The organism is Paraburkholderia sp. UCT70 (genome assembly GCF_050434085.1).
Classification (GTDB): domain Bacteria; phylum Pseudomonadota; class Gammaproteobacteria; order Burkholderiales; family Burkholderiaceae; genus Paraburkholderia; species Paraburkholderia tuberum.
Window position 1 is genome coordinate 1,046,937 of sequence record NZ_JBNPVZ010000004.1, and the last position, 14,233, is coordinate 1,061,169.

Here is a 14,233-nt window from a genome sequence, read left to right on the forward strand (position 1 = left end):
GATAAAGAAACTGAAAATGAAAAAGCTGCTTCTTCCACTTGTTTGCGCCCTTCTTGCACCTAGCGTATTTGCAGCGGGGCCGCTGGCGACTGTTATCTCAGACACACCAACGTTGGTGTTCATTTGCATCAATATTGGTCTGACCGTCTTTTTTGCGTTCGTTCGATTTAACCGGTTTTCTGTCGTGCACGGGCCTGAAATCCTTACTACCGTGGGGATTTTTGGATGCTTTCTCGGAATCGCCACCGCGCTGCTTCATTTTGACGCTTCTAATGTCTCTGACAGCGTCCCTCATCTGCTGGAAGGTGTGAAGACTGCGTTCTGGGCCTCTGTGAGTGGTGTTGGCGGGTCGCTCGTGTTGAGGGCACGCCACTACTTTCAGAAAGCTCCGATTCCACAAACGGCGGGCGCGCCAAAATCAGCGACGCTCGACGATGTGGTCGCAGCAACGCAGGCACTTCAGCGCAGCCTTTCGGGCACTGAGGAAGGTAGTCTGCTCACCCAATTAAAGCTGATGCGGCAGGAGCAGGTCGACGAACTCAAGCAGATGCGGAACTCGTTTGACACGTTCGCGCAGCGCATGTCCGAGGATGGCTCCAAGGCTCTCATAGACGCGTTGAAAGAGGTCATAAAGGACTTCAATGCGCAGATTAACGAGCAGTTCGGCGACAACTTCAAGCAGTTGAACTCCGCCGTCGAGAAGTTGGTGGTCTGGCAGCAGCAGTACAAGGAGGAGCTTGACAAGCTCCAGGCGGTGCAGAAATCCTCGGCCGACGACCTGCGTCAGTCTGCGGCCGGTTTGGCTGCCTTTATCGACCGTGCCGCTCGGTTCAGCGATGTGGCCAGCGCTCTCGAAACCACGCTCCAGGGTCTTGTCAGTCAGCATCAGCAGATTGACGAGTCACAGCGCTCGATGGCGGCCGTTCTTACCCAGATGAAGGACGTCACCCCTGAGTTCGCTCGCAAAATTGATGACATGACCGAGTCGATGAAGCAAAACGTAGCGAAGCTGCAATCCGACATCTCAGAGTCGGTCAACCTCAGTGGTGCACAGTTGCAACTGTCCGCCGCCCAGATGAAAGACGCGATGGTGGAGACCCTCAGGCAGTCGCAAGTCGACGTCGCCGAGGTCATCAAGACATCCGGCAGCCAGATGCAGACGTCTCTCAGCGAAATGAAGGACCTATTTTCCGAGACTCTCAAAAAATCGCAGGCCGATGTCACCGACGTCGTAAAGACGTGCGGCACGCAGTTGCAGACGTCGTCCGCAGAGATGAAAGAACTCCTTGTCGACACGCTCAGCAAGTCTCAGTCGGAAGTCAACGAAAGCCTAGGCAAGTCCATGGAGCATGTCCGCCAGAGTGTGGTCACCCTCGATAGGGGTCTTCAGGAGGAACTCACCAAGAGCCTTGAGTCACTGGGCCGGCAACTGGCGTCGTTGTCCGAGAAATTCGTATCAGACTACGGCCCCCTCACCGACAGGTTGCGTGACGTCGTGCGCATGGCCGGAACGGCCTAAGGTGACACATGGAAGGCGAAAACAGCAACCAGTCATACTGGATACCGATGGCGGACCTGATGACTGGACTGATGATGGTATTCATGCTTCTGACGGCCGCATTCATGCTCCGTGTCGAGAAGACGACCACCCTCGTGGTGAAGGAATACGAATCCACCAAGCAGGACCTGCAGTTGGCGCTGCAGAAAGAGTTCGCGAAGGACCTGAAGCAATGGAACGCCGAGATTCTTGGCGATATGACTATTCGCTTTAACGACCCCACGGTCCTCTTCGCAACGGGCTCCTCGGAGCTACGTCCGCGGTTCAAGGAGGTGTTGCGTCAGTTCTTTCCCAGATACATTGCGCTACTGACTTCTGGCCAGTACCAGAACGCTGTCAAAGAAATTCGGATTGAAGGGCACACCAGCGCGGCGTGGACCGGCACAACGGACGAGAAGACTGCATATTTCCGCAACATGGAGTTGTCTCAGGCGCGCACGCGCAGCACGCTCGAATATCTGATGTCCTTGTCCGCAGTTGAACCACACGAGAAGTGGCTTGTACAGCACGTGACGGCCAACGGTCTGTCGTCTTCGCATCCCCTGACACCCGATGACGCATCGGTTGCGGCTCAACAGGCCAACCAGCGCGTCGAGTTTCGTATCGTGACGAACGCGAGTGAGAAAATGGACCTCATCGCTCAGAAGTTGCAAAGCAAATAAATATGGAGCTCCCTGACTTCCTAGGGTGGCCTGCCCTCAATGGTCTTCGAACCAAAATGAGCGCGCCACTCGCCGCTCCCTTCGCGAAGAAAGTGGAGTATAAGGAGATAGAGCTTTCGATAGAAGAGCTTCTACAGACCCGAGGAATCGACGTCGATGCTGACGATATCGAGGTCCTTGAGGACGGTACCCTTGGCTACAAGGGACGACGGGTTCTCGTCTACATTCGAGACGTGAACGCGATGGTTAATCGAGAGCAAATGCCGAGATACCATTTCGCCTTCTGCGGCACGCTCAGCAAGATGCATCAAAACAATAGGGGCGGGCGTTACGTTGTCGCGAGTAAGGAAACGGGCCTTTTCGATGTCAACCTCATTGGTTCTGCAGTTGAGCCTAAAGAGGTTCGCCTGAATGTCTGTCAGAACTGCTTGGTACATATCTCTTGGAACGGCTTCGGCTACCACTTGGCAAAGTCGGTGCGGACCGAACACGTCAAGGGCTTTGCGCTGCCGGACTTTTTCAAGAAGTATCCGCGTGACCTATTGGCTGTAAAGCCAAAGCACTCATCAAATGACGCGGAGGTCAATGACTACGCCGAGGGTTGGGCACTCATTTCGAGCACGGTCCGGCGGGTGCGCGGGCATAAATGCGAGGCCTGCTTGTTGGACCTAAGCGAGCATCCGCGTTTTCTTCATGTGCATCATCGTAACGGTCAAAAAAATGATAACCGAGACAAGAACCTAGCAGCTCTATGCATCGGCTGTCATGCCGCTGAACCGCTCCATGAACACATGCGTCGCTCGCGAGACTACATCGAGTTTCAAAGAGTCTACGGGGAAAGAATGCGTCGACCCTTTTCGAAGGAGCGGTAGCGGTGGTCTTTTCTCGGCGTCGGGTTTAGGGTAGCGCGTCTCGCGGCAGCAAAAAGCACGCTAGGTAGCCGGTCGACGTCCGACTCCTGCTTCTTGTCATGCGCTTCAATCGCATCGAGCCTTTGGGGCGAAAGCGACGAGTTGAGGATAAGCAGCTTTTCTCGCCCACGATACTCGTGAGAGGCCGCCAGCACCACGGCGTGCGCGACCTCGAAGCGGGACTTGCGCCGCTGCCTCTCCTGATTCAGATGCCGCCCACCTGCGCGCTGTCATATTCATGGGCAGGAAGGCGGAAAAGGCTCAGCCGCAGGTCGCGAAGGGTAGGTCCCAGCATGACGGGCGACGGCTACAGACTCTTCATCGACGACCTTCGTGATTCGGTGTCGACCCCATGGACTATCGCTCGCAGTTCTGGCCAAGCAATCGCCCTGCTGGAGTCCTGCGGATGTCCGTTCGAGATAACGTTCGACGACAACCTCGGCGGCGACGATACAGCAATGGCCGTTGTCAACCGATTGATAGAACTGGAGCTGGACGCTGGCGGCCGCTTCATCCCAAGCGACTTACATTCTTTGCCCACAGCGCCAATCCGGTCGGCAAAGAGAATATTGTGAGCCTGTTGCGTTCCTATCTCCAGTATCGGGAGCAATCAGGCCGAGCCCGTGGGTTGTGGTTTTTGAACGTTTTTTTGCGAGACAACCCGCCTTGCCGCCGCGGGAGAAAAAGGTGTGTAGAACAGCTCCGGCGGTGCTGCCTTAGTCGCTGGCCTTTCGTGAAATGGTCGGTCTGTTCCTCGGCCGGACTGCGGTGTGACGGAGTCGCGGGCGGACGGCTGTCGCAGCCGCCTTCCCCTCCTTAAAGAGCTACTAACGCCGCGGCAGTAGAAGCCGGTGTTGAGCAATCGGCCGTCGCTGAAGAATCGGACCTCTCAAACGTTGGTATAAACCCGTCGGCCTACACGCTCCAGTTACGTCGCCTCTTGGCACGTAATGGCACGTGTCGGCACCTAACGCCAGCTCGTGTCCCGAAAAACCGTTTCTTTTGGGACCAGAAACCGTGAAACTCCTCGACCTTGACGAACTCGCTGCGCTGCTTGGACGCAGTCCAGCAACCATCAAAAAGGACCTCCGCCGCAATCCGATGGCGGTGCCGCCGCGGCTGCAAATCCCGGGAACCAGACTGCTGCGTTGGCGCGAGTGCGATGTGGATGCATGGCTCGCTGAGCATGTGGTGGGAGGCGTTCGATGATGAAGCTCGACGAATTGCGGCTCGACATCCGCCTGACCCTCACCACACCTCCGCCTACGCTCGACCACGTTTTGCCGGGACTGCTGGCCGGTTCCGTCGGCGTCGTCGCGGCGCCTGGCGGAACGGGCAAAAGCATGCTTCTGACACAAATCGCGTTGGCGATTGCCGCGGGCCAGCCGGTGCTGGTCGGCGCGATGACAAGTTGCCCGGCATCGACGCCAGCCAAAGTCGTGATTTTTCTCGCGGAGGAGACAAGAGCCGTGATGCACCACCGTCTTCCTGCAGCGAGTTCGCGAGGGCTCAGAGGCGCTCGTATGGTGCGCGTGTCCAATGACTGGCGTCGGCATCCGCTCTATAGTTGCTGCCGTCCGACTGGTGAATGGACGAAGACCACGAACATCAGATAGGCATATTTTCTGCAAATGCGTTTTCAGTGCCAGGACTTTGATGCGGTGACGTACCTGCAGCGTCCGCAATAAGGTCCAACAGTCGATTTAGTCGCACTCGTTGGCTATGCATTAGCCCCGGTGTCGCGCTCACCTGCATGACCCGGACCCGCCAGTATGTTTGGCCGAACAACGAGTGTGCGCCTTCTGACGATAGCACCCGTTCGAGGTGAGAGATTGCGGCGTCAACGTTTTGGGCCATGTAAGGACTTTGGACGGTGCCCGTTCCTTTTGCACTGGATTTCATCGAGTTCTCACAGGTTCTTATGCTCTTTCAAATGACCTCTGACATGCGGCGGTCATCTGTCCGGCGGAGTTCGGTTCATAGCGACGTCAAGTCGCTCGCATTCCTGAAGCAGGGCGTACGCGGTATGAATCTGCCTGCGCATTGGAACGCCTGTGCCCCATCCCGTCACTGGCCAAAGAACTTGCTGGCTGGTGATGACCTATTGTCGTTGCGCATTGAGACATCTGGTGTCTCTATAGTGAATTGGCCAGTTCTGGCCGTGAGCGGAGCTGCGAATGGTGCGAAATGACGGCGGAGCGAGACGCAGTCGTCCTTGCGCTGATAATTATCTGCGTGTGATGGCTGGCGCACGCGCGATGGACCGATAGCCGCATTGTTCCGGCGACATGATGCTGTCGAGACGCATCCGCGCGGTGCACGTCGTGTCGCCGGTAACGGCAGGTGCGGTGGGACGTCTGCAATGGCGCGGTTGTATCGTAACCGTCGAGCAAGATATGCCTGGATTTGCAGCGGCTGGGTCGTCTATGGAGACGATATCTGACAGACTAGGCTTGTGGGAAGAATGAACGACGGGAGCACCGATTTCCAGCGGCACCGGGCGCCGATGAGGTCATGAATACTGCGGGCGATGAACTTGTCTCTGGGCGACACGAGGTCGCGGTACGGGCAGATGCGTAGCGAGAGCCTGCCATGACCTGCGCCAGCAGGCGCGCTTGCCGCATCGACATTGCGGCGTGCGCATCGTCGACTAGCGTTAAGTTTGGGTCCGAGAACAGCTCTTGCAGCGAGCGACGCAGAGTTCTAGCCGGCGGTGTAGTAGAGCTCATGGGCCCGCTTCGCTTCCTCGGAGAATTGTTGCCGTAGCGCAGGCGGCTCGAGCACTTCGACGTACGGCCCGAATGCGCGAATCCACCAATGCAGGCGGTCACTGAGCATGACCGTGGCCCGTATCGTTACCCAGCCATCATCGCCTTTTTCTACGGTCTGGTCCGCCGATATCGGCGTTTCGATGACGGCATGGCAGGCGTCGCCTGCAAACCGAAGAACGACCTGAATCTCGCCCTTTGGAAAGAAATCAAAATGCCGCTCTTCCTCAACATATCGGGAAAGGGAGAAGTCCCGGGGATACGTGAACGACTCAAGGCAGATTTCCGCAATTTCCATGCGGTCAAGCCGATACATGACCGCGGCGGGCTTGGCGGGCGGCTTCGCAACGAGGTAGACCAGCTCGGCTGCCTCGACGAGCCCGAGCGGCATGACAACCTGGGGAGCGGGCTCCCTTGTTGGATTCGACCTTGCCCGATAGCTAATCTGCAGCAGTTGCTCGGCAAACAGCGCCTGCGATACGGCCTGGAAGACAGTTTCCTTGACTTGCGGCCGGATGACCTGAAACCCTCCATCGACTACGGCCACCTTGCGATGCCAACTCGCGTGGCGCCGGCCTTCGTGCACGGCGCCTCGTGCCAGGCGCTCGCTGGCAGCATCAAATAGCCCATCCAGGGCAGAGCTGACGAGGGCGGGAATCTGACGGGCTGCGAACTGCCGCAACACCTGCAACGCGAGCGCTTCGTCGAAGGTCATCATCGCCCCAGCCTTGGCGGCAATGCCACTCGCTCCCTCTTTTCGCTGCCACTCAAGGGCTTTGCCGACGCGCCGGTTTTGCACAACACCTTCATCTAGGAGGGCTTCCAGTCTCCTCTGAACCGTCTTGACGTGCGCAACGTCGATGCCCGCGCGCCTCAGCGCGCCTGCCACCTCCGGCGTTGTGAGCCACGGCTGTTGCGAACGCCGTGTTGGCAGCACGGCAAGAATTTCGGAATCGAGTTTGGCCATCGAAATTTTGGGACTTGTGTCAGGACAAGAAATGTCCCATACCATAGGTACACTTGCAACAGGAACGGCGAAGACATCAGCGTGGGAAGTGAAAGCGCGGTCGGTCGCAGGTGTCGTCGCCTTATTCAGCGAACAATATTCTTGTGATGGGTCTAAAGTCTGTTTGTGGCGGGCCGTTATTCCAAAGTTAACTGAGGTTCCGGCAAGAAGGTGTATCTGCTCTTCGTCGTCAGTGACCTTGCCGAGACATCGTATGCGCCGACCTCGTGGCTCGCAATGCGAGGCGTATTCAGAAAGCATATGCGCTAGTACTGACCTCTCGATGCTGCAGATGATTTCCGCTGCACCGCGGTCATAACGCATGTGGGGGACTAGGCCGTGCCATCAGACCTTAAGTGATGAATTTACGAACCAACCCAAATGGCCAACGTATACCACCCCAGACCCGATGATTCTGGAAAGCCCGTCTTGCTGAAACACCCAAGCAAGCCGACCCTGCCTGAAACTTGGAGCCAGCCTGACTCTGCCGCATCAACTGTCCCTGACGGAGCCATGCCGGCCCAGCTTAGCGGAATCCCGTTTGAACCGTGGTCCGACGCACCGCAGTCTCATGAAGCATGGAACACCGTAGTTGGACAGGCCGATATCGTTGAACCGCCGTTCAACTGTCCCAAAGGCAAAGACGAAGCAGCGGGCGTAGTTGTCTGCGAAGCGGACGGACGGATTTGGCTTGTCTCCCCGTCGAACGGTTATGCGGGGTATCAGAACACGTTCCCGAAGGGGCGTGTCGAAAAGAACTCGCCCCGGCAGGCCGCGGCGATTCGCGAGGCATTCGAAGAGTGTGGACTTCAGGTTGAAATCACCGCATTTCTCGCGGACTCCGTCCGTTCTCTGACCTACACTCGCTATTACCTGGCCCGCCGTATCGGTGGCACACCCGCTGCGATGGGATGGGAGTCGCAGGCCGTCCATCTGGTCCCATTCAAGAAGCTCGGCGGGTTCCTGCATCACGTCAACGACCAGCCGCTCATCAACGCTCTCGAGAAGGCTCTGGGACAGAGTACGTCACCAACCGGAGGCTAGCTTTGTGGATTTTCTTTACCGATGCATTTCTTTCCGTCGTAGACAAAGGCGGCGATGGCACAACTCTGCTGGTCCGTGCACGCCGTGCTGGCGAGATTGAAAAGGTATTTCCTGAAGCGAACGTCAAGGTTGGCGGCGGAACTGATTACGGTTACCGTGCTCGCCTGCCGAGAGAGCGTGTGGCGGAAAAGATTGCGGAGGCTGTTCGAGGCATAACGTATCCCAATTTCAAGTCTGAGGTGCGAGACCGCGCCCGACATGATGCCTACATGGACGTCTGGTCTGTCATGTTCGATTACCAGCGTGCAGAGTAGTTGAGGTGAGGCCACTGGTCGGGATTGGATATGCCGGCGACGGCGGAGAGGGAAATCGGGGGGCGAAATGATAAGGTCATTTGAGGGGCGGCACTGTGGAGCGTGTGGTTGCGACCTTAGGCCGCGATATTTCAGCCTGTCGAAGCGTAGCCAGACGGTTTCGGAGTCTGAGGAGGGTACGGTAATCGCAGTGCTTACCGATGACGTGCTCGCAGATTTCTGCGGCAACTTGTGCTGGAGTGACGCGGAGGCTGCTGTCGTCTCAACGCTTCAACTGGCATATCAGCCCTTCAGCATGACCGCGAGTTGCTCTCTTTGCCGCAGGCCGGTGGGCCGAAGCGCACCACATGTAACGGTAAACGTTGGCGAGTACGAAGACGCGTCTCAACCGTGGCTTATATCGGCGAGGGTTCTGGACGAGCGCGAGATAGCGGTTTACTGCCCGACTTGTGCGGAGCCCACCCAGAGTTACGTCGAGGAAGAGGTCGCGGAGGTTGACGCGATGGACGCCACCACGATGTGCTCGTAGCGTCGCATCTCACCCGAGGCAAGCTCGACGCATCGGCCGAGCAAGACAACAACGGAAAGTACGAATCATGCAATCAGTGCATCCAACAGGCTGCAAGTGTTTCGAGCCAGCGGGCGGTCTCGTGAATCCCGAAGTAATATTCAGCGGGGTCGATACGACGAACAGCAATTACGGCGATGTGACGCTGAGCAAATGCACGCGCTGTTCCACGGTCTGGCTGCGCTTCTTCATCGAGTATGAGTCTTTCAGTCGTTCTGGTAGATGGTATCGCGCGCCTGTACCGCCGGAGCGTCTGTCCGAGGTGACCGCAGAAAGCGCCATAAGCGTGTTGAATTCACTGGAGCCGCGGTTCGCGGGTGGGAGCTACTACGACTCGATGGGTTTCGAATTCAAAGGTCACGTTTGCTTGCAGCCGTAACCGACTGTCGATTCAGCGGTTTTTGGTATTGCTGCGATTCAACGGTGGTTCCAATAGCGCACGGGAAACTGGGCGCAGTCAACTACGCTCAGGACGCATCGCTCGACGACCGATAGATTCAGCAGGAAGCTGGTGCGGCTCTTGGTGCCACCGTGGTCTCCAAGCTCTGGTCAAAATGGGAAACAAACATGAACAAACTAATTCGAGCGACCGCATTCGCTGCGGACAAGCACCGCAACCAGCGGCGCAAGGACGCCGACGCGTCGCCATACATCAACCACCCCGTTGCGCTGGCAGATGTATTGGCGAACGAAGGTAATGTAGATGATGAAACTGTCCTCATCGCTGCAATTCTCCACGACACCGTTGAAGATACAGACACTTCGATGGAGGAACTGCTAGTCCAGTTTGGCCAACAGGTCGCTGACATCGTCGCAGAGGTAACTGACGACAAGACTTTGCCGAAGGCAGAGCGAAAGCGTTTGCAGGTCGAGCACGCTCCCCACATTAGCAGGGGAGCGAAGCTCGTAAAGCTTGCCGACAAAATCTGCAACCTTCGCGATATTGCGGCTTGCCCACCGGCAAACTGGTCGGTCGAGCGAAAGCGGGAATATTTTGCGTGGGCCAAAGCCGTGGTAGATGGGCTTCGCGGCGTGCATCCTGTGCTGGAGGCGGTTTTCGAGAAAGCATACGAGGCGGAGCCGTCAGCCTAATAACAAGGGCGAATGGCTGAAATTGCGGTACTTCCTGCGCGGAGTCGGCATGCGGTCAATATCTACCTGCGCAAGACACCAACAATGAGGAAGGGGGAGCAACATGACGAATCGAAATCTGGAGCACCGGGAACGTATTCGCGGCGGTCTGTACGGCTTGCTGGTTGGCGACGCGCTCGGCGTACCGTACGAGTTTCATGACGCGACCGAAATTCCGCCGTTGCATGAAATCGAGATGACACCACCGAGAGGGTTTCGTCGTGCGCACGCCGGTGTCCCTATAGGGACATGGAGTGACGACGGGGCGCAGGCGCTCTGCCTGCTTGCCAGTCTCAGCCGGGATGCCTCGCTCGACCTTGATGACTTTGGTCGCCAGTTGGTGCAATGGTACGAGACTGGGCACATGACCCCTGACACCAACGTTTTCGACGTTGGCATCCAGACGCGACGAGCTCTCGGCGCGTTGCAAAGGGGCGTCGAAGCAAGCCAGGCCGGTCCGAACGGAGAGCGGGACAACGGGAATGGTGCGCTGATGCGTTGCCTGCCGGTCGTGTTCGCCGCACAATCAACAGATGACGTCATCGACTTAGCCATGCGGCAAGGCGTCGTGACTCATGGACATGTCCGCTCGCAACTGTGCTGTGCGCTGTACGCCCTGTCGGCCGCCGGGATTCTCAATGGGTTGGCAGCAAACGAGGCGGTAGGTCTCGCTGAGAGCGAGCTCCGTCGGCGATTTGCAGGCACCGAGAACGAGCGGGAAGCGAAGTTAGTCTTGAGCGCTCGTGCGGAACCACCGCGTGGCTCGGGCTATGTTGTGGATAGCCTGTGGTCTTCGATTGAATGCCTGCTGACAACGACTGACTACGAGTCATGCGTGCGTCGCGCGGTCATGCTGGGCAATGATACGGACACGACTGCTTGCATCGCGGGCGGACTGGCCGGTCTCGTGTACGAATATGCTGGAATCCCGACGCGGTGGCGGGAGGCTCTTAAGGGGAAGGTCATTGTGGAGAGACTCCTCCGTGAGTCGTCTTTCGTGCAAGGATTTCAGTGAGGCGAAGCCCGCCAACGCCTACAAGAAGTAAAGCACGTGATGGGTGCGCAGCGAACCGCAATGTCACCCAGGAACTCCAAACGACTCAGGCATACGGGCATCTTTCAAGGAGAATTTATGACAGCCCCGGTTTACCTATTAGAAAAAATTGCACGGCATGGCTTCGCTGCTCAACGGCTGCGTCGCGAGCTTGAAACAGGGGATGGCGAGCACGGGGGGTCCGATGGAACATATGCCATTGCCTTTGATGCCGCTGACTTTGTATGGGCCTTTCTCTCGCTTCACGCAGGCGACGAAGTTCAGGAGTCTCGCTTTATTCGGAACCAGGTGGCAGAACGAATACTCGATGCGCTGAAGGCCTTTCCGGAGCTGACGAAGCCTCGTGAGTGAGATTGCGCAAACGCGTGCTCCATAGCCAGCTCAGCCGCCGGCTATGGAGCGGGAAAGTGCGTAAAAACAATATTTTGCAGGTTTTTGCTCCTGGTGGACGCTAACGGAAGATTGTTCGACATTTTGAGACCTATTGGCTCCGCTCGACCGAGGCACGCATCGATAGTCACGCTGCGAAGCATGGTCAAGCGGCGAGTTCCCGAAACGGGCTCGCCGCTTTTTTGGGTGCCCGCCCCGCGGGCGCTTCAATAGCGCGGGGCTTCCAGTTTGTTTCCGTTGCCGTGTTACCCCTGTTTCCTGTCGGATTGTAGGGTCGCTGGCGCTTAGATGCGCATGGCGCACTGAACCCGTCGCCAGGCCGGTTTCTTTTATATGTTGAGCGATGCCAGTGACCTCTTGCCGCATCATTCCTGGCGCGCAGAAGGAATTTGCCCAGAGGCGCCGGTGTCAAGTATAGTGTAAAGTGTCAAGTCCACTGTCAAGCGAGAGGTTTCATGGGCACCAAGATGAAGCATGCACCGGTGTACTTCACCATTGCCCAAGTGCGCCATAACCCCATTCTGCAGCTTGAACGATTCGTGCCGGATATCCAGGAAAGCATGCGCAGGGCCGGATTTCCTGACCATCGGCCTTCCAATACCCTCGTCATCAACTTGACGCCTGTTGATGGTGACCCAGGAGCGCCGCGCCCTATACCGACGGCGACGCTGCGGCACGCATTTTTGAGCATGGATGGGACTCGGGGTTTCATTCTCGAGCAGAATTCACTTTCGTTCCAGACAACCGAGTACGATACTTTTCAGACTTTTTCCGAGCAGTTTTTCACTGGTTTGGAGATTGTGCACTCGTGCCTTTCGCTCGCTTATTCGGAGCGCGTTGGAATTCGCTATCTAGATGCAGTCGTACCTAAGGGTGGGGAAGCTGAATTAGCGAAGTATCTTGCCCCAGGTGTCGTTGGCCTGATGGGTCGATTGCCGGAGGACGTCCCCATCGGTCTGTCTCTGTCTGAGACGCACATTCCAATGCCGGACGCCAATTTATTGTCCAGAACCATCATCCGTAATGGTCCGCTTGGCTTCCCGTTTGATTTGCAGCCGCAGGGGTTGCAGGTGCCGCCGCGCTTTCAACAGGTGAATGGTGTCCATGCCATCATAGACACGGACGCATCGCGCGATGGGCGCGAGCCCTTTAGCCTGACCGAGTTGCGAAAGCGTTTGAATACGCTTCATTCCAGAATTCGTATGGCATTCGAAGCCACTGTCACCGACTACGCCTTGAAGGCGTGGCAATAATTGAGGAGGCAAGCATGTATGCCGTAACCGGTATGCCACGTACGCCTGTATTCCGGCCGCTGACGGGTTCGAACTCGGACTTCGGTGAGGATGCGCTCGAAATTGGAGCGCTGCCGTCCCTATCTCATGCCTACTATGTTGTTGGCACGATGGGACTTCTAACGCCGCATTTTTTGGAGCAGCGTAGCGCGACGTCAAACTGGGGCATTCAATACGAGAATTCCGAGGCTGCAACCAGGCAGCAGACGTGTGCCCCAGTCGACTTGCTTCGCACACCAGCGGAGGACCTTGCACGCATTCGCGAGGTGTTGAAGCCACCTGTGCTTGAGTTGGCCAATCTGTTCGGGGTGTCTCGCCAGGCTGTGTACGCTTGGCAGGACGGAGCTCAACCTAGCGCCGAAGCAATGGAGCGACTAGCGATGCTGGCCCGTGCCGCAGATGTTTTTTCTGATGCGGGTGTGTCGGTGGGTGCACAGACGCTGCGCCGCAAGGTTACGGGAGGCGGCACGGTGCTCGATGCCGTGCTAAATGGCGGCGATGCAGTTGACGTTGCGAAGGCCCTTCTGAAAACTCTCGAGCGCGAGGACGCCCAGCGAGCGCACCTGTCAAAGCAATTTCGCGGCCGCAAGCGGGCACCTGTGTACGTGGACGACTATGGCTCCCCAAGCCTTGAGGACGACGCTTGACGCGAGGCACAATGTCGGATACACAAAGTCGTGAAACTCCGTGGAGGCAAGGCTTGGTGCTCGAGCACCAGACAGCATCGGATTTCGGCCTCGTGCACGCGGAGCACCCGGACGACACAGTGGTCATTGTGGTGTCTCACGACTGCGACATTGCCAACAGCAGTGACCGCGAACCATGCGTCGAAGTCATCGTCGGTCGGCGAATTGCCGCACTTGGTGCGGACTCTCACGCCAAAACTGCTAGGCGTCTGCATGTGTGCGTGCAGACTGAGGCGGGTCTGGTAGCGGTCGAACTTGTGGCCACGGACAAAATGTCGTTGCCCAAGGAACAAGTACTTTCGAGCACACCACGCGTCAACTGGCGCTTGGCGCCCGACGCGCTAGTGACACTGCAAAAGTGGCTGGCGTCGCGGTACCGTCGGTCTGCGTTTGCCGATGAGTTCGAGCGACGCTTGAAGGAAAAGCCCGGTAGGCTCGACAAAAAAATTGCAAAGGCCCTCGACGAGCCAAGTGAGCATGTGTTGGCAGTGTTGTTCGACGTTGATGATGGAGCGGAAATACGGCGCGATGGTCCGAATGACATATATCAGTTGCGCATCTCACTTCTGTATTACAGCTCACAGGACGAAGAACTCGCGTACGAGGCAACGCAGAAGGCAGCCGATGAAATTGAGAATGCCTTTGAGCACGCATGTTTTCGAGGCGGCGCCTGGACGAATATCCGGTTGTTGTCGTGCGTACCGGTGTCCGACAGCGTGATGACTATCGAGCAAAGTCGCTTGCTAAAGCAATGGCGGCTCGACTATATGAGCCTGGAAGACGTGCCGCAACAGCCCTTGCTGGAACAGCCATGACCTGACTGTCACCGAAGAACGATACTCGACCATT

General features: G+C 57.2%; 16 protein-coding genes. 15 read left to right on the plus strand and 1 reads right to left on the minus strand.

Annotation, left to right across the window (positions count from 1 at the left end; translation table 11 throughout):
* The first annotated feature begins 16 nt into the window (after positions 1 to 16).
* The 6 genes from OKW41_RS30480 to OKW41_RS30505 all read left to right on the plus strand — a co-directional run bounded on the left by OKW41_RS30480 (position 17) and on the right by OKW41_RS30505 (position 4,747).
* Positions 17 to 1,519, plus strand: a complete 1,503-nt coding sequence (locus OKW41_RS30480) for a hypothetical protein (protein WP_429574949.1) — start codon at positions 17 to 19, stop codon at positions 1,517 to 1,519.
* Positions 1,520 to 1,527: 8 nt separating this feature from the next.
* Positions 1,528 to 2,220, plus strand: coding sequence for an OmpA/MotB family protein (locus OKW41_RS30485; protein WP_429574950.1), 693 nt, complete (start codon positions 1,528 to 1,530; stop codon positions 2,218 to 2,220).
* 56 nt (positions 2,221 to 2,276) lie between these two features.
* Complete coding sequence (locus OKW41_RS30490) at positions 2,277 to 3,092, plus strand: HNH endonuclease (RefSeq protein WP_429574951.1); 816 nt, start codon at positions 2,277 to 2,279, stop codon at positions 3,090 to 3,092.
* 332 nt (positions 3,093 to 3,424) lie between these two features.
* Positions 3,425 to 3,706 (plus strand): cyclic-phosphate processing receiver domain-containing protein, encoded by a 282-nt coding sequence (locus tag OKW41_RS30495; RefSeq protein WP_429574952.1) that lies wholly within the window; start codon positions 3,425 to 3,427, stop codon positions 3,704 to 3,706.
* 442 nt (positions 3,707 to 4,148) lie between these two features.
* Positions 4,149 to 4,340, plus strand: a complete 192-nt coding sequence (locus tag OKW41_RS30500) for a hypothetical protein (RefSeq protein WP_429574953.1) — start codon at positions 4,149 to 4,151, stop codon at positions 4,338 to 4,340.
* Positions 4,337 to 4,747 carry an AAA family ATPase gene (locus tag OKW41_RS30505; RefSeq protein WP_429574954.1) on the plus strand — a complete coding sequence of 137 codons (411 nt, stop codon included), beginning with the start codon at positions 4,337 to 4,339 and terminating at the stop codon, positions 4,745 to 4,747. Before OKW41_RS30500 ends, OKW41_RS30505 begins: the two co-directional genes overlap by 4 nt.
* A 1,087-nt stretch (positions 4,748 to 5,834) precedes the next feature.
* Here OKW41_RS30505 and OKW41_RS30510 read toward each other — a convergent pair.
* Positions 5,835 to 6,866 (minus strand): helix-turn-helix transcriptional regulator, encoded by a 1,032-nt coding sequence (locus OKW41_RS30510; protein ID WP_429574955.1) that lies wholly within the window; start codon positions 6,864 to 6,866, stop codon positions 5,835 to 5,837.
* A gap of 552 nt (positions 6,867 to 7,418) precedes the next feature.
* Between OKW41_RS30510 and OKW41_RS30515 the strand changes: the two genes are divergently transcribed.
* The 9 genes from OKW41_RS30515 (at position 7,419) to OKW41_RS30555 (ending at position 14,199) form a co-directional block, all read left to right on the plus strand.
* Positions 7,419 to 7,949 carry an NUDIX hydrolase gene (locus OKW41_RS30515; RefSeq protein WP_429574956.1) on the plus strand — a complete coding sequence of 177 codons (531 nt, stop codon included), beginning with the start codon at positions 7,419 to 7,421 and terminating at the stop codon, positions 7,947 to 7,949.
* A gap of 2 nt (positions 7,950 to 7,951) precedes the next feature.
* A complete protein-coding gene (locus OKW41_RS30520) occupies positions 7,952 to 8,263 on the plus strand; it encodes a hypothetical protein (RefSeq protein WP_429574957.1) in 312 nt (103 codons plus the stop codon).
* A 650-nt stretch (positions 8,264 to 8,913) separates the two neighbouring features.
* Entirely contained in the window at positions 8,914 to 9,210 is a 297-nt protein-coding gene (locus tag OKW41_RS30525; RefSeq protein WP_429574958.1) for a hypothetical protein, read from the plus strand.
* A gap of 188 nt (positions 9,211 to 9,398) precedes the next feature.
* Positions 9,399 to 9,923 carry an HD domain-containing protein gene (locus tag OKW41_RS30530; RefSeq protein ID WP_429574959.1) on the plus strand — a complete coding sequence of 175 codons (525 nt, stop codon included), beginning with the start codon at positions 9,399 to 9,401 and terminating at the stop codon, positions 9,921 to 9,923.
* Between the two features lie 103 nt (positions 9,924 to 10,026).
* Positions 10,027 to 10,977 carry an ADP-ribosylglycohydrolase family protein gene (locus tag OKW41_RS30535; RefSeq protein WP_429574960.1) on the plus strand — a complete coding sequence of 317 codons (951 nt, stop codon included), beginning with the start codon at positions 10,027 to 10,029 and terminating at the stop codon, positions 10,975 to 10,977.
* A gap of 117 nt (positions 10,978 to 11,094) precedes the next feature.
* A complete protein-coding gene (locus OKW41_RS30540; RefSeq protein ID WP_429574961.1) occupies positions 11,095 to 11,367 on the plus strand; it encodes a hypothetical protein in 273 nt (90 codons plus the stop codon).
* A 494-nt stretch (positions 11,368 to 11,861) separates the two neighbouring features.
* Positions 11,862 to 12,659 (plus strand): TIGR04255 family protein, encoded by a 798-nt coding sequence (locus tag OKW41_RS30545; protein ID WP_429574962.1) that lies wholly within the window; start codon positions 11,862 to 11,864, stop codon positions 12,657 to 12,659.
* 14 nt (positions 12,660 to 12,673) lie between these two features.
* Entirely contained in the window at positions 12,674 to 13,345 is a 672-nt protein-coding gene (locus tag OKW41_RS30550; RefSeq protein WP_429574963.1) for a hypothetical protein, read from the plus strand.
* A gap of 53 nt (positions 13,346 to 13,398) precedes the next feature.
* Positions 13,399 to 14,199: a hypothetical protein gene (locus tag OKW41_RS30555; protein WP_429574964.1), complete on the plus strand. Its 801-nt coding sequence runs from the start codon at positions 13,399 to 13,401 to the stop codon at positions 14,197 to 14,199.
* Positions 14,200 to 14,233 lie beyond the last annotated feature (34 nt).